This window comes from Ornithinibacillus scapharcae TW25, assembly GCF_000190475.1.
GTDB lineage: Bacteria > Bacillota > Bacilli > Bacillales > Amphibacillaceae > Ornithinibacillus > Ornithinibacillus scapharcae.
The window spans coordinates 19,158-38,242 of the sequence record NZ_AEWH01000014.1 but is presented as its reverse complement, the minus strand read 5'-3'; the positions used below and the strand labels follow the sequence as shown (position 1 = coordinate 38,242).

Genomic DNA, 19,085 nt, shown 5'->3' with positions numbered 1-19,085 from the left:
AACAGTAAAGAGACGAAAAAGAAAGCTAAAACGTAATCGACGCGCAACGTATTCAGTTGATTTACTAATAAGCAGTGATACCAAAGAACGCCTTATAAAATTCATGGAGGGATCGTGTTGTGAGTAATTTTGGAGTACGCGTACCTGGTACTGGACTACGTACGATAATTTGTTATGGCGGCGAACATGCTCCGAAGTATTTCAACGTAACCGCTAAGGTATATGACGGGAAACAATTTGTTACTTATTCTTTCGGTCCACATTACAAATTAGAAAAAGTACTTCAACTCATACCTAAGTGCTATAACGATAATAAGTTTCTGCCTAAGAGGAAGGTCAAAGATATAACACAGGGAGAAATCATTGAAGTTAAGCAAGCTGAAAATAAAACTGAGGCGATTATGCTTGAGGATGGGACAATCATTGTAAAAGGAGGTGACTGAAATTACAGAAGAAAATCAACTAGACAGTGATCGTATGTACTATCTCAATATACTATTTAAACCCGAATCGGCAGGCGTCCTAGTATTGCTAAAACGATATGACGAAACTTTTTATCTGTATAAGGTTGGTTCATTCTATTGTCCGAATAACATCACACATCGAGAGAAATTTACCGGGATAATGAGTCAGATTCTTCCGGAATTACCGAATGTTGAGGGAGTGGTAATCCGTGGAAGCAATAACATCTTTTTCAAGAAGGAGGCACTTTCAAAGATTGCCGAAAATGTGTCGCCCACACCGCTAAAGTTTGTTTCAATCGGAAATAGAAAAATTGGACGGGCATATAGGGCGGACTTGGATACGTTAGCAACCGACGCAGAAAATAGGAAATCAACAGTAATAGCAACCGTAGAGGATATCGAGGCAATAAGGGGGCGTTTAAGTGGCGATTAAGGCTTGTCATATCCTTGCTAATGTTTATCCGCAAGATATGAAGAGTCATTTAGCTTCAGTCAAAATCGTTGATGCGGAGACAGGGGAAATAGTCGAGGATTGGTCGCAGACATATACCGGATTAAGTTACGGGGTATTGTGCGACCACGTTAAAAATAGAGCGTATGAGACAGCTAGAGATAAAGGATTTAACCAGGTTAATATTTTTGAAAATAACTTTCCTACTGAAACGGAAGTGTTTTAAATGAAACCCATATTAATAATTAATGTCGAGATGCTCGAGAGTAAGCCGTTTATAGTTGCGATTCTATACGATTATGAAGGTAAAATGACCGAGAGTTTGATACTTCCGTATAACAACGATAATCAAGTCTTAGATGTAATTAGAGATATTGCAATCCAATATGACTTATATCCACTGGACGTATGGACATCAAACCAAGGGATTTATACGATTTTGTTTAAAGTGATTGGATTTAACGGTGTGTATAAAGTAGCTAACGATACGAGTAATACTAGGAGTCTATTAATGCAATATAAAGAGGAATTAATCGACTTATATGATTTACATCCGAAGGTTGAGGTTCCGAGTGAATCAAAACCATTCCCAATATGGCGCGGATGGATAATAAAAAAGTTAGAAAAAATAATAGAATTATTGAAAGGTGGAAAAAAGTATGGAGAAAACAAAACTTCAAATGCTCCAAGAACAGAAGCAAAAAATGGCACAATCGGATAGCACAATGAGGGCACGCATCAAGAAAGAGGAAGAAAAATTAGAAGAATTAAAGCAGCAATTTGACCAAACAATGCAAGAGCAAATCTTATCAGGTGAAGATAAAACCGATAAACTTGACAAAATATCCGAAGAAATAGCAAACCAAGAAGAACTAGTTGAAAGGCGAAAAAAAGAACATCAAACGTTTCGAACGTTGAAACTAGCAGAAGTTACATCAGAGGATGTCTTGCTAGAGTTTAACCAAGAAGTAGTTCCGAAGTTTAAAGAAGAACGACTCGATGACATACTTGATCGGCTTGCCTTCGCCAAAGTTGAATACCTCAACGCTGTCGTTGACTACCTCAAATCGTTAAAAGAATTTGATGAAATAAAGAAAGAGTATAAGGATGAGTTGGGGGATGCTTACCACTACAAACTCGGAGATATAGCTTTAAAAAACAGAGATGAAAAACTGGTATACCTTTTCGATTGGACACAAATTAGACAAATCCATAGAGGGAATGTACCCAACGAAATAAAACACAATCCAAAAGTAAGAGGAAAGGTGGAAATATAATATGAAAGCACATGTAGAGTTAAATAAATTGCGGGAAAAAATGAAACAAGGAATCGGTTTTAATGAAGATGATTTAACAATCGCGAGAGATGTAGCCTCCCAATTAAATTCACCGGAAGCGATAGGAATGTACGCAACTGTTAAGCGAGGAAGGAACCTTCTCGACACAGAAGAAATGAAAGATAACTAAGTAAATTGCGATGATGGAAAAGGTATGACAAACCTTTTTCGGAGCAAGAGAATCTCCTTTAATTGACCTGCCATTACGGTGGGTCTTTTTATTTATTTTTTACAAATTACGAAGGGGTGACGAGATGGATTTTGCAAAATTACCGGACGAAGTTCACGAAAGCGAACGAGAACTCTATTATTTTAAAGTTCTAACCGGTGCAAACGAGATGATTTATTCCGCATCGGTAGGATTAAAGCCATATCCTAACACATTTTTTATCGAGGGATTCGCGAGGGAACTCGTAAAGTCCGACGATATGGATTGCAGGAAAGCAGGTCAAAGCTTGCTAAACGCTATTAGGTTAATGGAGCGGACTAAAAAGAATAACGGGACTATAAAACCGTCACAAGAAAAACAGATTTACCAAACGCTTGAAGTATTTAGAAAATGTGGATACAGGTACGCAGCGAAGAAGGTCGAAGAAATGAGGGAACAAAATGGCGTTTGATTTAACGGCGAGGGTACAAGTAATAGACAAGTTCTCTAGTAAATTTAAAAAGATGACTTCGGCTGCGCAGAAACTTGATTCCGCATCAGAGAGAACGTCATCTAGTATGCAGAAAATGAGTCGTTATTCCGACGGTGCAGGAGGTTCAATCAGTAGATTGCGCGATAAAGCATCCGGTACAATCGGAAAAATGACCGCATTAGCGGGCGCGGTCGGTGGAGTGGCGTTAGCATACAAGGGATTTTCCTCAACCATTGGCGGAGCCGCGAATATGGAGCAGCAGATGATTTCGATGGAACACTTCTTAGGGTTGACTCGTAGCACCGAAGAGGCTAAAACCGCCGCAGCAGAATACGTAAAATATTTGCGTAAGAATGCGAATATGACTCCGTTTGCTACCGATGAAGTTATCGGAGCCGGTAGACGGTCAATTCAAGTAGCCGGCGGAGATATCGGCCAAGCTAAAAAGATGCTAACTATTGCGCAAGACATGGCGGCACTCAATCCGGAGAAAACGTTATCAGATGCTATGGAGGCGTTAGCCGATTTAGCGACCGGCGAAACGGAGAGGTTAAAGGAGTTCGGGTTCAAGATTTCCGCGGACGACCTTAAAGCCGCCGGAGGAGCTTTCGAAGTGATGAATAACCAAATTGCCGAAACCTTCAAGGGCGGAGCAGAAAAACTTGGCGAGTCTAGTAAGGGTCTATTATCGACGATAACTGGTACGATAAGTTCCGGATTATCTGATGCGGGGGATAGAGCGCTAGAACGTCTAAAACCGCAATTAAAGGCTGCTGCCGATTGGCTAAGTGCCGGAGGAGCAGACGGAATATTTAGCGCAGTCGAGAAAGGTATCACCTTCATTACGGAAAAGGCGATAGATTTCGGGTCTTACATCCGCGATAATTGGTCGAATATTAAAGGCATAGCTTCCGGTATATGGGACGCCTTAAAAATGGTTGGAAATGTTATCCAAACCGTTTATGAAAAAGCGAAAGAACTATATTCGTCAATTAAAGATAATTGGTCGACCATTAAGCCTATTGTTGTAGGTATTACCGTTGCATTAGGTTCATTATTCGCCGCATTTAAGATAATGACGGTTGTTCAAACGGTTACCGGATTCATTAAGGCGTTCAATGCGGCTTCAATAGCTGGTAAAATTGCAATGCTCGGCTTCAACGCTGCCATATGGGCAAGTCCTATGACGTGGATTGTAGCCGGGATTGTAGCGTTGATTGCAACGATTGCGCTATTAGTCGCCAATTGGGATTGGGTTAAAGCCAAAGCAATGGAAGTTTGGGCGGTAATTTCCGCAGCATGGAGTATGGTGTGGAATAAAACTTCCGAGATATTTAACAACATTTGGAATAAAATCCAAGAAGTATTTACAAAGATCGGTGATTGGATTAAGACAAAATGGAACGAACTCACTACGACTATATCGACGGCTATCCAAGACATCAATGAAATTTTCGGCGATTGGATAAAGGGCGCAGTCGATATCGGTAAAAACTTCGTTCAAGGTATCATTGACGGATTCCTTGCGGTATGGGACTCGCTGAAAAAGACTGCGCAGAAAATATGGGATTCCATAACGGGAATCTTCGATAAGAAGAAAACGGTAAATGTCGATGTCAATGCGAATACCAATACGTCACCATCGAAGAAAGTCGGTAATCAGAATTACCACGGAGACCCTTACGTAGCTAAGTCCGGTTGGCGATACGTCCACCAGGGCGAGCGTATAATGACGGCGCAAGAGAACTCGGAAAGCAAGCAAGGAAAAGGCGGGGTTGTCGTTAACTTTAACGGAGATATGCACGTCCGTAAAGAGTCCGATATCGATGCGATCGCCAACAAACTTGCGATTAAGATTTTACGTGATGCCGAAGCAGGGGCATAACGAAACACTAACGATGACATAACGATTAGAAAACGCTTAAAACGTTGAAATGGCGGGTGTTTTGCCCGTCTACATATGATATAATTTAGATAAGTCAGTCAATTAAAAGGGGGATTACGATGGGATTTAAGCAATGGTTTAAAGAGGGCATGAAGGACGCAATGAAACCGCAAGTTGAGCTTGTTATATTGGCGGGAAGTGAGCAGTTAAACGCGATGTTTCCGGGCGGATTTAAGAAAACGCAAATGTACGACGAGGGTGACGGTTTCGTGAAAATATTCGTACCTGGTGCGAAAAATATTATCGCAAAGCTAATCGATATCGAGTGGGAAGAGAGCGCTAAACGAAGCGCAGGGAAAGCCGCAGTTGGTGCGATTGGTGGGACGTTAGTTGCGGGACCACTTGCCGGGGTTGCTGGCGCAGCGATCGGTGGAAGGCGTAAGGATAACTCCAAAGCGTTTATATACCTAATGGACGATAAAGAAAAAGAGTACGTCTTACACATCGAATGTGACAAGTCGACCTATACTAAAATCGCAAGTATGCGAAGGGCGGGATAATCCGACCCTTCTTTTTTATTCGATAATTTCGTATAACTCATCGACTTTGCATCCGAACTTACGAGATAATGTCCATAACGTCTTAACGCCTGGGAACGATTTGCTATTTGCCCATTTAGAGACAGTTTCCCTACTAACGCCTAACTCCTCCGCAAGCCTTTCGTTTGTGTATCCACTACGTACAATCCACTCTTTTATCCTCGATCTCAACTCCATATTAATCACCCTATATACATATTCTACAACTAGTCTCTAAAACCCTTGTGAATTATTACTTCACATTTTTGTATTTTAAATTCACAGGGACACGCATTATTTACAAAAGAATTAATAAAGTATTTACATAGGCTCCTACTAAATTATCGATAAAAGTATTCTTACAAGGAAATACAAGTTATGAAACTATGAAAATATTAGAAAAAGAAATCTGTTTAAAGAAGAGCGATAGCGAAGCGGACTGTAGGGGGAGCGGCGAGGGGGAGAATTAAAATTCAGAAAATTAGGAGGGTAAGGAATGGGCGCATTGGCAACATGGGGATTACTAACTATGAGCGCGGTAGGTTTATTGTCGTTAGCCATGGCAAGGTTCGAAAATGAGTTATTATCGATTATAGGCTACCTAGTTATGACCGGTCTTATTGCCGGCGGTTTGTGGTATGTAACTAATTCGATTACCATTACGTTCTTTTAGGAGGTCGACAGCATGATTATGGAGATAGCTTGGGCAACGTTAATCGGTTCGGTTGTATATGGTTCCGCGCCTTATGTTTACGACGGTATTAAAAAGAGTAGTGAGAACTCTAAGTTAAGGAAAGCGTTTCTTAATGGAGAGCTCTTCTTAAAACGAAAGGACGAGAAAATAAAGATTAAGCCGAATATCCTTAAAACGAAGATATCAGACGACAAAATGACGTTTGTATTTTCTATTCCGAAAGGTGTCAATCCGGAAAAATTCGTTGAGAAGTCTTACGTATTTAAGCAGCATTTTAACGACTATATCGACCTAAAAGTCGAGAGTAAACGCGGTATATTGAACGTTTATCCGAAAGGACTTCCGAGGGAATTTAAGTATAAATTCGAGGATATCGACGTATCAAAGCAAAAACTTCCGATAGTATGCGGAATGAATCTCGCCGGGAAACTGTTTACTTACGACATGGTGACGCATCCTCACCTATTAATTGCGGGTGAAACGGGCAGTGGTAAGTCTAGCATGGTTCGCAGTATTTTAACGACGCTTATTAAGAGTCAAAGTCCGAAGCAAGTACGACTAATTTTAGGTGATCTCAAAAGGAGTGAATTTTTCGTATTTAAGAATATCGACCATGTAGAGGGCGTCTACCATTCGGCGGATGAATTGCGACCGGTATTAGCAAAGGTTAAGCGAGAGATGATTAAACGCGGTAATTTGCTCGACGAACAAGAGGTAACATCGATTGACGAATTGGATAAGAAACCGCCGAAGATAGTGGTCTGTATCGATGAAATAGTTCTACTGAAAAAAGAGACGGATATCATGGATATTTTGGAGGAGATTTCGAGCATAGGACGGTCACTAGGCGTATTCCTAATACTATCTATGCAACGCCCCGATAGTAATTTACTTGACGGTAAGCTAAAGGTTAATTTAACCGTTCGTATGGGATTCAAGACGGCTGACGCAATCAATTCGAAAATTATCGGTACACCTGGCGCAGAAAAGTTAGATACGGCTGGACGGATGATATTACGTATAAATAGCGACTTACAACAGATTCAAGCTCCTTGGTTGGATGCGGATAAGGCTCGGAAACTATTAGCGCAATATAAACAAACTACGAGTAATGTCGTTCCAATACGTAAAGAAACCGTTAAAAAAGAGGATATATGGGGAGTGCTTACCGATGATGAAACGTGATTTAGCGATAATTAAGGACTTGGAGAGGTTCCGCGTCATGAGTCGAAACGATATCGCAGACATACATTTCGGACATTTAAAGAACCCGATCACCAACGCAAATATCGTACTCAAACGGTTAGCACGCGACGGGCAAATCGAGGTAGGTACCGACTTCCGACCTTACGTATATTTTCCGCATGGTTCGAAAATGAAGCGGAACTCTACGAAAATTCCGCATTATCTCGAACTAGTTAACGTGTATAAACAGTTAAAGAAGTACGCCGAACCAAAGGTGTTTACGGTTGAAGTTCGATATGAAAAAGGTTTATGCGAACCCGACATTTTTACGATATTTAAAGGGACGCCATTTTACATCGAACTCCAAAGAAATACCTACTCGCAAGCCGTTATGGATAAGAAGATAAAACGGTATGAATCGTTATATTACTCCGGAACTATCGAAAAGGAACCGTGGCAGAAGGCGCGGAAAGTGTTTCCGTACATCATTATGATTAGCGATACAAGATACGAAATTAAATCGGATGTGCTTCGAGTATTTCAAGTGCCGTCAATACACGACTTTATGCGGAGTGTGGCGGGTGAGAAACGAGAGGTAAGGCGTGAGCAACCGAGGGTAATATCGAAAAGGCTTGTATAATCCGTGGCGATTCGCTATACTATACGGTAACAAAGGAAAGCGGTCCTATTACCTAGTATCGCTCAATTTCCGTAGAATGTACGCCGTTATTCGATTAACTACGTAGATACCTAATAGCGGGACTCAAAATCCCGTTCCTTCGGGAGTGTCGGTTCGACCCCGACCACCGGTATCAACTTTGTATACAAAAAACTACTAAACATTACGTACTAAAAATAGTGGGTAAGGTCATCAATCTGATGATTTTATCCACTATTTCTCTTTTTAGAGCTAAAGTAATTGGCAAATGTAATAAACTAAATTAACAAGCAAAGTAACCATTCTTTTGTCTTTAGGAACAGGAAAGGTAACTATTTTTAGAAAATATGCAAAAAACTATTTACAAATAGTAAAGAACTGGATATACTTACCAGGTAAGTGAAAAATTCTTAAGGAGGTCGGATGAAATGAACGTAATTGTTAAATTGATTTCTTTAGTAGCTAATACTTCAACTAAATATAACACTGCGCATTCGACCAGAACGGAATGGATCGCTTAAGATTTTGCTTTGGGAAGTAGAATGTCTTTCCGCATGTAAAAGGAAAACGAACGTATTGTGAGTTTTTCTAATGAAAATTAAGCATACCCATACCGCAGGGAGAAGTGTGCCCTGCGGTATTTTTGTGTCTTTTTTTACCGTGGGGAGGAGTCTCTCTGCGGTTTTTTTTATATTCCGGGTAAATTTAAGGAGGTGATTTGTATGACATTAAATATATTTCTATTCACGATAACAATTAAAAAACGTGAAACTTCATTTGAGGAAGTACTTCATAATCAAAGAGCAAAAAGATACTATGAAGAAAATAAAAATAATATACCTCATTATATCCGTTATTTTAAAATTGGAATGTAAAAATTAGGAAGGTGGTATTGGAAATGATTTATTTGATCCAAGGACGTCGAGGAGTATTATGGGAAGAGAAAGACACAACCTAACTTTGTGCCATGGGGGTGGATGCTAGGCTCTAAGCCGAATCATCTGTCTCTGTGGCCTATCTCATTAGGAACTCGGAACAAGAGGGATCTGGAGTAACAAATGTACCCTAGGAAATGTGATATTTAAATAATCTTTTATTAATTCCATAACGTCTATCTAAAATGTCTTACGCATATAGGAAATAAACTTGAAGAGGTTAAAGATAGAAAATCTTCTTCTACATGTAGTGGACTATGCTAGTTGGGAACGTAAAGATGATGCACCAAATGGCGGAGTAATAAATGAAGAAGAGGAAATGGTAGAAATAGAGGTAGACAAAAACACCTTTATTTATGTATTAGACTCTGCACAATTATCCTGTCAATCTACGGAAGACTTTATGAATTCATGGGATGCTAATGGACTTTATCAATTCTTTTTTAAAGTGATAAGGTGGTTTTAATTACTCAAGTTCAATTGCCTTAACATAACCCGTTCCTTATTCCGAATAAGGAGCGGGTTCAAAATGAACCAATTTACGAAAGACGTAAAATTGATAAGTGATTTTTTCTTTATTTTTATTTTACTTTATTCTGACTGAAAAACCTCTATTTCACACTATTCTCCCGTCTACCATTCGTATGACACGATCCGTGTACTGCAACATTTCTTCATCATGTGTCACCATTAAGGTAGATATATTTCGTATTCTAGTTAACTCTCGGATTAGTTCCATGACATCCTTGGATCTTTTAGAATCCAAGCTTGCTGTTGGTTCATCGGCAAATAGGACGTTAGGTTCATGGATAATGGCGCGAGCAATGGCTACCCGTTGCTTTTCCCCGCCCGATAAAACAGCTGGATATGCATTTTTTCTGTGATCCAAATTGATTAGCTGAAGTAGTTGATGAACCTTTTCTTTTTTTTGTGTCTTCTTTAGTTTAGATTCTGCAACTTCAAGCATTAAGAATAGTTGTTCTTCCACGGTTAGGAATGGAACAAGGTGGGAAAATTGAAATACAAAACCGAACTTGCTAGCACGTATTTTACGAAGATGTTCTGGTTTCATGTTGGACAGGTTATGACCATTAAACTGGACAAGTCCCTTTGTGGTCGATTGAAGCCCTGCTGCAATAGTTAATAGAGTACTTTTGCCTGAACCGGATGCTCCTACTAATGCTGTTATCTCGCCAGGATTTAGTGATAAACTAATTCCTTTTAAGATTTCTTCCTCTATCTCTCCATTAGTAAATGTTTTTGTTATATCTTTCAATGCTAACATTTAATTACCTCCATTCTGTATAGCTTGTAATGGTTCTGTCCGTTTAATTTGCAAACCGGAGAGCGTAGCGCCAAACAACCCAATGATAATAAAAATAAGGGCGAGCTTCGAAACAGAAAGAAGATTTAAATGAAATGGCATACCCTCTGGTGCAAGGATGACGAATAACTGGCTACATATAATAGAGATTAAAAGAGTTATCGCCGTAATAAAGAGCATTTGTGTCCACATCATGATGAATAGGGTAATTGTCTTTACTCCAATCGCCTTTAAGATACCGTACATATCGATTTTTTGTACGTTCATCATGTAGAAGAAGATTGCAAATAACATGCCACTTATGGCGATGAGGAACCAAACAATCATGTTTAACGATGTTTGTTCCGCGCTATAACTAGGAAGCGTTTTTAGAAAATCATTATTTGTAAGAGATTGTAGTCCTACAAACTCCTGAGCCATATCCATATTAGGTACAAAAACGAGTTGCATAGCAGTAGTCTGATATATCTCTTCATAGTCCTCTAAACTGATATATGCGACAGGTGCATGGCTATATTTTTTTGATTTATAAACCCTTTAACCTCGAGTGTTCCACTAAGTTGACTAATGGTTAATGAGTCGCCAACGCTTATTCCTTCTTGAGCGAGTGACTGGTCTAGGATTATTTCACCGTGTCTCACCTGCTCGAATAGAGGTGAATCAGTAGCTGCCACAAAGGCTACACTCTGTTGCTTATCGGATTCGTCATGTAAAAATCCCATTTGAATGGAAAATGCCACAGCATCTGGATGACCTTGTTTAATTTGTTCTAGTGTATAGTTGTCAATTCTTGATAATGGGAAAGACTCGTTCGCCTCCTCTTGCATGTAGAACGTACCATTTGGTAGGTCTGTAATGAAGGAGGCATTATCCTGTGATAACCCGTTGGCCAACCCAGAAATGATAAAAGTTAATAAGCTTACGAGAAAAATAATCGAACCTAAAATAAGAAATCGTACTTTATTTTTTACAATTTCCTTCCATGCCATTTTCATAGAAATCTCTCCAATCTAATATATGCAACTAGTTTTCGTCACAAAGAAATATGGTTATCAGTAAAAATACGATAAAACTAACTAGTAGTAATACCCCCCCACCAATATAAATGGCAAGAGTAACTCCTTCTGATAAGTCTAATGGTTTGACCATATATAGCCACATTCCTATGGTCAATCCGATTGAACCTAAAATGGCAGTAGAAACATGAATTTTCGTTAATAAAGACTCCTTAACCTGAAATGCTTTATAAAATATTGCCCATCCGAATAGAGTTAACCATCCAACAACAAGAATGTGGGCATGGACAGGGCGGAATGCGTATGATCCAGCCCCTGCCATATGGGCACCTAGAATGGCGCCGATGACACCATAAATTGCTGCAAGACGTAGTAGAGTTAAGCTGTTTGTATTCATTCATAAATCCTCCTTAGAATGATTAAATATTCTCCTCTACTATACATTTGGAATATGAACAAACGATGAACAAAAGATTACAAAAATGCCATGCCTCACTGGTAGGAGGCATGGCTATAAAAATTATGTTCTCGGTAATTCTACAGTGAACGTAGTTCCTCTATCTTTCTTACTTTCCACATAGATTTGACCATTATGAAGTTTTATAATACTGGCAACTATCGAAAGGCCAAGTCCTGTTCCTTCTGTTGACCTGGATCGAGCAGTATCCACACGATAAAAGCGGTCAAAGATTCTCTCTTTATCACTATTCGTCATTCCAATTCCAGTATCTCGAAACGTAATCATGACGGATTTCTCTTTTTCTTCCACCGTTATTTCAATACTCCCCCCCGGCTTATTGTACTTGATAGCATTGGACATTAAGTTATCCCAGACGGTGTTTAATAGGGCAGAATCACCCACAATTATTGTATCGCTAATGGTATAATCGAGCATGATGTCTCTCTCATGAAATAACCATGTGTAACTTCGTATAAGTTCTTTGAGTTGTTTTCCGATATCAACGGGTACTCTTGATAATCGGTCTTCATCCTTGTCTAGGGAAGCTAGTAACAATAATTGTTTCGTCAATGTGGAAAGTCTCTTAATCTCATCGTGGATGATGGTAATATATTGATTTTTTTTCTCTTGACTTAATGATTCGCTTTCCAATAAATTGGTGTACCCTTTAATATTTGATAGTGGTGATTGGATATCATGAGAAATATTAGAGACAAATTCTTTCCTCATATCATCCAGCTGCTCTAATTTTTTAGCCATCGTTTGAAAACTATGAGACAGCTCTCCTAATTCATCATGGCGGGACGTGCTGACATCCACATGGAAATTACCCTTTGCTAGTGATTTTGTTGCTGCTGTTAGCTGTGAAATTGGTTTCACTAGATACTTCGTGCTTATCAAGACGAAGAGGATGCTCAAAGATATAGTTAGCGCTAATAGCCAGCCAAATAAAACATGCATTTCATTAAACAATAGCTTAATGTCAGGTCTAAGGAAAAGGGCATAGTCTGTCTCATTATGTGTAACAGGCACCCCAATCGTATTCTCTAATTCATTGGCAAAAAATCCTGTAACAAATGTTTCTCTAGGAAAATGAAGCATTCCGTGATAAATATTGCCATCGAACACATCGTTTTTGATAGAGTCGGGTAAATGTGTAACTCGATAAGGCGCACCAAAGAACGCTTCATTACCAAAATAATCGGTGAGAAAGATTTGATATCCAATGGAAGAAAGATGGTCTAAGTACCCCATTAAGTTTATGTTAGGATGATCCTCTATAAATGATGCGATATTTAATGCGATACGGGTGTTTTTCTCATCGTTTTCGGGCTTTAATCTCTGTTGGTAATAGGTATTCGATATGAGAAAGGCAAGAACACCACTTAAAATCATGATACTAATTGTGATGACGACAAATTTGACATATAAGGATTTCATCTGTCTTTTGCCTCCAATAAATAACCAACGCCACGAACCGTTTTGATGTGGAAATCAACTGAAAATGTGGAAAAACGCTCTCGTAGCCGTTTAATATGGACATCCACGGTTCGTTCATCTCCTTCAAAATCCATTCCCCATACATGGTCAATCAGTTGATTTCGTGTAAATACTTGCATCGGATTAGCTGTTAAGAAATAGAGTAGCTCAAATTCTTTTAAAGGCAAGAGGATAGTTCGCTCTCCGATCTGAACTTCATAATTATGCATATTCACCGTCATATTACCTAACTTGACGATGGAGTTGTCTAGTTTTTTGTGATAGCGTCTGAGTAGAGCTTCAATTCGGAAAAGTAATTCCTTCGGCTCAAAAGGTTTAACTAAGTAGTCATCAGTACCGGATTGGAAGCCTTCCTCTTTATCTTCAATTTGATTTTTAGCTGTAAGTAGGATAACTGGGATATCATATCTTTTACGGATTTCCTTCGTTAAGGTAAAGCCATCCATAAAGGGCATCATCACATCCACCACAGCCAAGTCACAAGGTTTATGAATAAGGATATCTAACGCCTCAGTTCCATCCTTCGCTTCTAGTACCTGATATCCTGCTTTGGACAGATGGATGGATACAAGGTTTAATATATGATGATCATCATCTACAATTAGAATGTTTGTCATGTTATATTCTCCTATTAAACTTCAGTACATATTCTGCCATTATTTTAACATAGATTAATTTGTAAGGAACATTCCGTACAACCCTGCTGGTTAACATTCTTAATCTTTACTCAGAATGGATCCATTAGCCGTGTTATCTAGTTTCTCCGTTATAACAACTTTCGATTGACCACTAAATTTGGCAATTACTACACCAATAATAGTCCCTAATAGTGCAGGGAAGAACCATTCCAACCCTGCATCAGCTAATGGTAATGATGAACGAATAGCATCGACCGGACCCAAGTCTAATCCAAAGGCATTTAACCCACTGATGACAGCAAATACTCCTGTAAAGGAAAGGGCACTGACATAGACGACTTTCGCCCCTTTAAACTGATGATGAAAGAATGTTAGTACGATTAACACAATCGTTAATGGATAAGCCGTTACCAAGAATGGAACAGACACTTTTAAAATTTGGCTAAGTCCCATATTAGTTAGTGTAAAACCAATCACTGTTGTAACGAAGACCACTGTTTTATAGTTTGCTTTCGGAATGAGTCTTGAGAAATATTGTCCGCAAGCGGATGTTAAGCCAACTACTGTTGTAAAACATGCTAGAGTAAATATTAAACCAATTAGTAACGTACCACTACTCCCAAATAGATTGAAAGAAACGGTTGACAGAATTTGAGTACCATCTGCAAAACTCCCATGAATAGCCATTTTACTGCCTACAATGCCAAGCGAAACGTAGACAGCAGCGAGTAGTGTTCCTGCAATAAGAGAAGCTTTTAGCATGTAGCTTTTTAATTGCTTTTCATCCGAGATCCCACGTTCGCGGAATGCCGTTAAAATGACTATACCAAAGGCAAGCGCAGCTAAGGCATCCATTGTGTTATAACCCTCTATAAATCCTTTGAAAAATGCTCCAGCTTCATATCCACCAGTTGGGGTTTGGAACTTCCCATCCAGTTGTATAAAGCCAACGACACATAAGATAACCATTGCAACGAGTAAGATTGGTGTGATAAAGCGCCCAAGGTATCTCTCTAGATTAGTAGGATTTAAACTAATGAGATACACGAGTAAAAAGAATACAACGGAAAATAACAGTAAAATAACCGTTGTGTTGGTTCCTTCGATAAAAGGCAAAGGCATGACTCCCATTTCAAAGGCAACATTCGCATTCCGGGGAATTGCTAAAAAAGGACCAATAGATAAATAAACGATGACCATAAAAGCAGTGCTGAATACCGGGTGAACTCGGTTTCCAATTGCTTGAATGCCCCCCTTAACACGGGCAATGGCAAATAGAACAACCAGCGGCAATCCAACCGCGGTAAAAATAAACCCCGCTATTGCTAACCAAAATGTAGTTCCAGATTGAGCACCTAAGAATGGCGGGAAAATCAGATTTCCAGCTCCAAAGAACATGGAAAATAACAGTAGACCGATAAAAAGTGAATCAAATTTACGCATGTGTTTCTCCTCTTTTCATTGTTTTTGAATACAAAAAAACCCGCCCCTTACAAAGAAGGGACGAGTTTATACTCGCGTTACCACCCTAATTCCGCAGAAAATAAAAAAACAACGGCGCTCAGTCAACGTACTATCATACGCGTTCCATTGTAACGGTGGACAACCCGTCAAAGCTTACTAGATTTTCAGCTTTGCATCTCAGAGATGATTTTCGGATAGGGGCTGAACACCGACTTTCACCAAACGTCGGCTCTCTTTGGATCAGATTTCCTAACTTACTGCTCTCGTCATCGATTTTTGTATTAAAGGTAATTTATCAGAAAAAATAAAACCTGTCAACATCTTTCCTACAAAGTGTAGGGACGCCACTAAAATAAATGAATAGAAGTGCCTATCAATTTTAGGGAAAAATCCTCTCGTTATCATATCTCGACTATTATAAAGTTTTAGTAGTAGTTCAACTACTAAATTTACTAGGGGAGGATTTATTATGGGTAAGAAAAGTAAATTTTTATCTATTGCACTTGCCATTACTTTAGTGATTGGAAGTTTAAGTGTACCGGTCTTTGCTCATCCAACAAAAGGTCAACCGCAAAGTATGGATAATCCGCTAGACAAAAAAGTAATTAACAAGATTGATGCAGATAATATTTATAACACGATTGACTATTTACAACAAACACCAAGAGTTGCATCCACACCAGAGGAATACGCAGCTGTTCAATATGTTAAGGGGCAGTTTGAGTCTTATGGATATGATGTGGAAGTACAGGAATTTGAATATTTTGGTTATACAGCTCCACATACAATTGAATTAACTATTAATGGGGAAAGTCTGAACCCTCTTCCGTTTACATACACCCCTAGTGGAGATGTTCAAGCACCGTTACAATATGTAGGGCAAGGAACAGAAGCTGAGTTGGAAGGAGAAGATTTGACGGGGAAAATTGCACTAGTTCAGCGGGGGACGAATTCGTTTGCTGAAAAAGTAATCAATGTTGCTGAAAAGGGAGCTATTGGTATCATTATTTTCAATAATGCTGCTGGTGCAATTAACGGTACCCTTGGGGCAGTCGACGATCGTTACGTACCAGCTGTTTCGATCACTCAAGCGCAGGGGAGTGAGCTGGTTACCAAGCTTCATAATGGTGAAACGGTAACTGCTTCTTTAAGAGTTTTAGGAGCGGATGCAGGACTTCGCACATCTCATAACGTTATCGCTTCAAAGAAACCTACGAATAAAAAGAAAGATACTGGTAAAGTTATTACGTTAACATCTCATCATGACTCTGTACCTGGTGCACCAGGGGCAAATGATAATGCTTCAGGTACAGCAATGGTTCTTGAATTAGCTCGTGTATTTAAAAACTTACCGACTGATACGGAAATCCGGTTCATTACATTTGGTGCAGAGGAGTTAGGGTTAATCGGTTCAAGTCATTATGTAAGCAATCTTCCAGAAGGAGACCTTGATCGTATTGTTGCTAATTTTAACCTAGACATGGTTGGGAGCCGTGATGCTGGGGAGCTTGTGATAAATACGGTAGATGGTCAACCGAACTTAGTTACAGAATTATCGCAAGCGTCTAGCTTACGCTTAAATGGTGAGCCTTCGCGACTTGGACGCAGTGGAAGCAGTGACCATGTTCCATTTGCTGAAGCGGGTATTCCAGCAGCACTCTTTATTCATAGCCCACTTGAGCCTTGGTACCATACACCAGAGGACACAATTGATAAAATAAGCAAAGAAAAACTTCAAGATGTTGCAGAAATTGTAGGTACAGCAATCTATGACTTTGCTCGTTTCGATAACCAAACTCCAAAACAGCCTCAAAAACATAACAAGATAAAGTTACCAAAACAAATGTACTTTGAGGAAAGCATTCAATAGATTAAAGAACCAGCCCTGTTGCTGGTTCTTTTTTTCAGTATTAGCAAACATGCGAGAGTATGACCTTTCGTGCCATTCATGTTAACAAGATGGGAATTCAGACGATTTACTTTCCAATATTTGCTCAAGTTCATCTGAGCTATTTTTTTGCTCGTTAGAACCATGTTTCAACTCTCTTTGAATAATTTCCTTGTATGAAACCTGATCCGTATTTCCCCATTTTTTCCAAGGAACTTTATCATATTTGTGGTGCTGGTAATACTTCCATGGCACGATACTACCAGGAGCAAAGTTATATGTACCCATGTTTACTGGATCTGTAACCATTTTTCCAGATTCCATATTATATACAACTTCAAAACGTCCATCAGATGAAATAAACTTTACATTATAAGCAGAATCATACTCGTTTACTTCATATCGGTGATACCTGGCACTGAATACTTTCCATTTTCCGCAAGCTGCAAGTTCAATCATTTCTTCTAATTCCTCAGGCGCTTCTCCATAATTATTTAATTCATTACGATAATGGTGGATTTCTTCTGTGATATAAGGCAGTTTTTTTACATATCTGTCAAAGGTATCAAAAAACAAGTTAGAATTCTTATGTCCATATAGAAGTGCTTGATTATTCGTCAAGTCTTGCATCATACGCATAACGATAGCATGTGATGCTATTGCTTTGGATTGGTCAAGTAGATACCATTTCCTATGTTCGGACCTGATTTTTTCATACTGGTCTGTAAGCTCTGTAAAGTACGTATCGGATAAAAAGTTAGATTCTAACTCTACTTGAATAGTAGGATAAGTCATTTGCTAACGAGAGTATCCATATATCGAAAATGTTATTATGACAAGAAGGATTATAGCAATGGTTCTTGGCGACTTAAACCTACTGATTTTCCATATTTTCAAACTCCTTCTCTCCTTCCATGTATTTTTCTTCAATTATTCAATGTCATTTATCTAAAGTAGGCAAGCTGAATCGTCATTAGATGAATATATGTTGCACTTACTTTGTTCTTATATAATTTGCAGCAGATATTTCTCGAGATTAATTGCCAACCTAGTAGAATCCAAGTCATGTAATAGTTGGATAGCTTGTCTTACTTTTACAGTACCTTCTTCTTTATTATCAGTTCTAATGTCATAGGCACCCTTAAGCTGTAATAGATGTAATCTTTCCATCAGGTTACTTTCAGGAATTGTAATTTCCTCTAGATAGGAAATAAATTCACTAAATTCCCTTTGATATAAAAACTCTTCATGAAATCGATTTACAGGTCCGAGTAAATAGATAATCGTATTAAATAGTACTGATGTGATCGCATTATTTACTTTACGATAATCTCTAAAACGAGCACTTTTCTCATAAGCGGTTCTTGATAACAAAATAACCATTTCTGGCTGGAGTAATAGTAACGTACCATTATAAAGTGTTAATTCATAATATCCCCATATCTCCACCCGAAATAAATAATCAGAAAGGAGAAGTATTTCATTTTCTTGTACTCCTACTTCGATATAGTCCTTATCTACTATACTTTGATATACTTCGATTAATAGAGCATTATAATGATAGGTTTCCACGCTATATTGCTTCCACTTTTTTAATTGCTCATTTTTTAATTGCTTTAGGTGTTTCACATCTCTGTTTAGGTAAGCAGTACTTGCAGCACTAAAAAACTGTTGCAGTTTATCAGGCTGAAAATCATGATGTATGTATAAGAACTCATCAAAGTTCATCATGAGCTTCTCTAAGATTTTTGTCATCAGACCAAGCGTAATGTCAGATTCCCCACGTTCAAATTTTGATAGAAAAGAGATAGAACAAATACCATCTGCTAGTTGCTTTAAGGTAATTTCTTTTTGTTTTCGTACCATTCTTAGTGTTTTACCATATTCCTCAAGCATTTCGAACCCCCTGTGAAAAAATTCCACTATATGACAATTTTACAAATCTATTGTTGTTATCAATATACAAT

23 protein-coding genes, 1 pseudogene and 1 other annotated feature are annotated in these 19,085 nt (G+C 38.7%); of the genes and pseudogenes, 15 read left to right on the top strand and 9 right to left on the bottom strand.

Going from position 1 to position 19,085, the window contains the following annotated elements:
- Window positions 1–119: 119 nt before the first annotated feature.
- The 9 genes from G5W_RS0104080 to G5W_RS22640 all read left to right on the top strand — a co-directional run bounded on the left by G5W_RS0104080 (window position 120) and on the right by G5W_RS22640 (window position 5,338).
- Complete coding sequence (locus tag G5W_RS0104080; RefSeq protein WP_010094470.1) at window positions 120–443, top strand: hypothetical protein; 324 nt, start codon at window positions 120–122, stop codon at window positions 441–443.
- A complete protein-coding gene (locus tag G5W_RS0104075) occupies window positions 436–897 on the top strand; it encodes a hypothetical protein (RefSeq protein ID WP_010094467.1) in 462 nt (153 codons plus the stop codon). Before G5W_RS0104080 ends, G5W_RS0104075 begins: the two co-directional genes overlap by 8 nt.
- Window positions 887–1,141 (top strand): hypothetical protein, encoded by a 255-nt coding sequence (locus G5W_RS0104070; protein ID WP_010094465.1) that lies wholly within the window; start codon window positions 887–889, stop codon window positions 1,139–1,141. Before G5W_RS0104075 ends, G5W_RS0104070 begins: the two co-directional genes overlap by 11 nt.
- Window positions 1,142–1,636: a hypothetical protein gene (locus G5W_RS0104065; RefSeq protein WP_010094463.1), complete on the top strand. Its 495-nt coding sequence runs from the start codon at window positions 1,142–1,144 to the stop codon at window positions 1,634–1,636. It abuts the gene before it with no gap.
- A complete protein-coding gene (locus G5W_RS0104060; RefSeq protein ID WP_010094461.1) occupies window positions 1,575–2,192 on the top strand; it encodes a hypothetical protein in 618 nt (205 codons plus the stop codon). The genes G5W_RS0104065 and G5W_RS0104060 overlap by 62 nt, the downstream gene beginning before the upstream one ends.
- 1 nt (window position 2,193) lies before the next feature.
- A complete protein-coding gene (locus G5W_RS0104055; protein ID WP_010094459.1) occupies window positions 2,194–2,382 on the top strand; it encodes a hypothetical protein in 189 nt (62 codons plus the stop codon).
- Between the two features lie 124 nt (window positions 2,383–2,506).
- The gene (locus tag G5W_RS0104050) at window positions 2,507–2,872 is read left to right on the top strand and encodes a hypothetical protein (protein ID WP_010094457.1); all 366 of its coding nucleotides are present in this window, start codon (window positions 2,507–2,509) and stop codon (window positions 2,870–2,872) included.
- Complete coding sequence (locus G5W_RS22645) at window positions 2,862–4,778, top strand: phage tail protein (RefSeq protein WP_010094455.1); 1,917 nt, start codon at window positions 2,862–2,864, stop codon at window positions 4,776–4,778. Before G5W_RS0104050 ends, G5W_RS22645 begins: the two co-directional genes overlap by 11 nt.
- A gap of 119 nt (window positions 4,779–4,897) precedes the next feature.
- Complete coding sequence (locus tag G5W_RS22640; RefSeq protein ID WP_010094454.1) at window positions 4,898–5,338, top strand: hypothetical protein; 441 nt, start codon at window positions 4,898–4,900, stop codon at window positions 5,336–5,338.
- Window positions 5,339–5,353: 15 nt separating this feature from the next.
- Here the strand turns inward: G5W_RS22640 and G5W_RS20370 are convergent, their stop codons facing one another.
- The gene (locus G5W_RS20370) at window positions 5,354–5,554 is read right to left on the bottom strand and encodes a helix-turn-helix transcriptional regulator (protein WP_010094452.1); all 201 of its coding nucleotides are present in this window, start codon (window positions 5,552–5,554) and stop codon (window positions 5,354–5,356) included.
- A gap of 298 nt (window positions 5,555–5,852) precedes the next feature.
- Here G5W_RS20370 and G5W_RS23710 point away from each other — a divergent pair, with 298 nt between their 5' ends.
- From G5W_RS23710 to G5W_RS0104005, 5 genes are all read left to right on the top strand, one after another.
- Window positions 5,853–6,029: a hypothetical protein gene (locus tag G5W_RS23710; protein WP_010094451.1), complete on the top strand. Its 177-nt coding sequence runs from the start codon at window positions 5,853–5,855 to the stop codon at window positions 6,027–6,029.
- 12 nt (window positions 6,030–6,041) lie between these two features.
- The gene (locus tag G5W_RS20365) at window positions 6,042–7,235 is read left to right on the top strand and encodes an FtsK/SpoIIIE domain-containing protein (RefSeq protein ID WP_010094450.1); all 1,194 of its coding nucleotides are present in this window, start codon (window positions 6,042–6,044) and stop codon (window positions 7,233–7,235) included.
- Complete coding sequence (locus G5W_RS0104020) at window positions 7,222–7,875, top strand: replication-relaxation family protein (RefSeq protein WP_010094449.1); 654 nt, start codon at window positions 7,222–7,224, stop codon at window positions 7,873–7,875. Before G5W_RS20365 ends, G5W_RS0104020 begins: the two co-directional genes overlap by 14 nt.
- Before the next feature lie 740 nt (window positions 7,876–8,615).
- Window positions 8,616–8,768 (top strand): YrzI family small protein, encoded by a 153-nt coding sequence (locus G5W_RS23130; RefSeq protein ID WP_010094442.1) that lies wholly within the window; start codon window positions 8,616–8,618, stop codon window positions 8,766–8,768.
- Window positions 8,769–9,039: 271 nt separating this feature from the next.
- Window positions 9,040–9,294: a hypothetical protein gene (locus G5W_RS0104005; protein WP_010094441.1), complete on the top strand. Its 255-nt coding sequence runs from the start codon at window positions 9,040–9,042 to the stop codon at window positions 9,292–9,294.
- A 150-nt stretch (window positions 9,295–9,444) separates the two neighbouring features.
- On the opposite strand, the gene G5W_RS0104000 is transcribed toward G5W_RS0104005, so the two are convergent.
- The 6 genes and pseudogenes from G5W_RS0104000 to brnQ form a co-directional block, all read right to left on the bottom strand.
- A complete protein-coding gene (locus G5W_RS0104000) occupies window positions 9,445–10,113 on the bottom strand; it encodes an ABC transporter ATP-binding protein (protein WP_010094440.1) in 669 nt (222 codons plus the stop codon).
- Window positions 10,114–11,147, bottom strand: a pseudogene (locus G5W_RS21945) (ABC transporter permease). It lies immediately after the preceding gene.
- 28 nt (window positions 11,148–11,175) lie between these two features.
- Complete coding sequence (locus G5W_RS0103990; RefSeq protein WP_010094439.1) at window positions 11,176–11,565, bottom strand: hypothetical protein; 390 nt, start codon at window positions 11,563–11,565, stop codon at window positions 11,176–11,178.
- A gap of 123 nt (window positions 11,566–11,688) precedes the next feature.
- Entirely contained in the window at window positions 11,689–13,068 is a 1,380-nt protein-coding gene (locus tag G5W_RS0103985; RefSeq protein WP_010094438.1) for a sensor histidine kinase, read from the bottom strand.
- A complete protein-coding gene (locus G5W_RS0103980; RefSeq protein ID WP_010094437.1) occupies window positions 13,065–13,745 on the bottom strand; it encodes a response regulator transcription factor in 681 nt (226 codons plus the stop codon). The genes G5W_RS0103985 and G5W_RS0103980 overlap by 4 nt, the downstream gene beginning before the upstream one ends.
- Before the next feature lie 99 nt (window positions 13,746–13,844).
- Window positions 13,845–15,209, bottom strand: coding sequence for a branched-chain amino acid transport system II carrier protein (brnQ, locus tag G5W_RS20355; protein WP_010094435.1), 1,365 nt, complete (start codon window positions 15,207–15,209; stop codon window positions 13,845–13,847).
- Window positions 15,210–15,262: 53 nt separating this feature from the next.
- Window positions 15,263–15,509: a binding site (T-box leader), on the bottom strand.
- 190 nt (window positions 15,510–15,699) lie between these two features.
- Here brnQ and G5W_RS0103970 point away from each other — a divergent pair.
- On the top strand, window positions 15,700–17,100 hold the full coding sequence (locus G5W_RS0103970; protein ID WP_010094432.1) for a M28 family peptidase: 1,401 nt from the start codon (window positions 15,700–15,702) through the stop codon (window positions 17,098–17,100).
- Window positions 17,101–17,181: 81 nt separating this feature from the next.
- On the opposite strand, the gene G5W_RS0103965 is transcribed toward G5W_RS0103970, so the two are convergent.
- Both G5W_RS0103965 and G5W_RS0103960 read right to left on the bottom strand, forming a co-directional pair.
- A complete protein-coding gene (locus tag G5W_RS0103965; RefSeq protein ID WP_010094430.1) occupies window positions 17,182–17,913 on the bottom strand; it encodes a hypothetical protein in 732 nt (243 codons plus the stop codon).
- Window positions 17,914–18,123: 210 nt separating this feature from the next.
- Window positions 18,124–19,014, bottom strand: a complete 891-nt coding sequence (locus tag G5W_RS0103960) for a helix-turn-helix domain-containing protein (RefSeq protein ID WP_010094429.1) — start codon at window positions 19,012–19,014, stop codon at window positions 18,124–18,126.
- Window positions 19,015–19,085 lie beyond the last annotated feature (71 nt).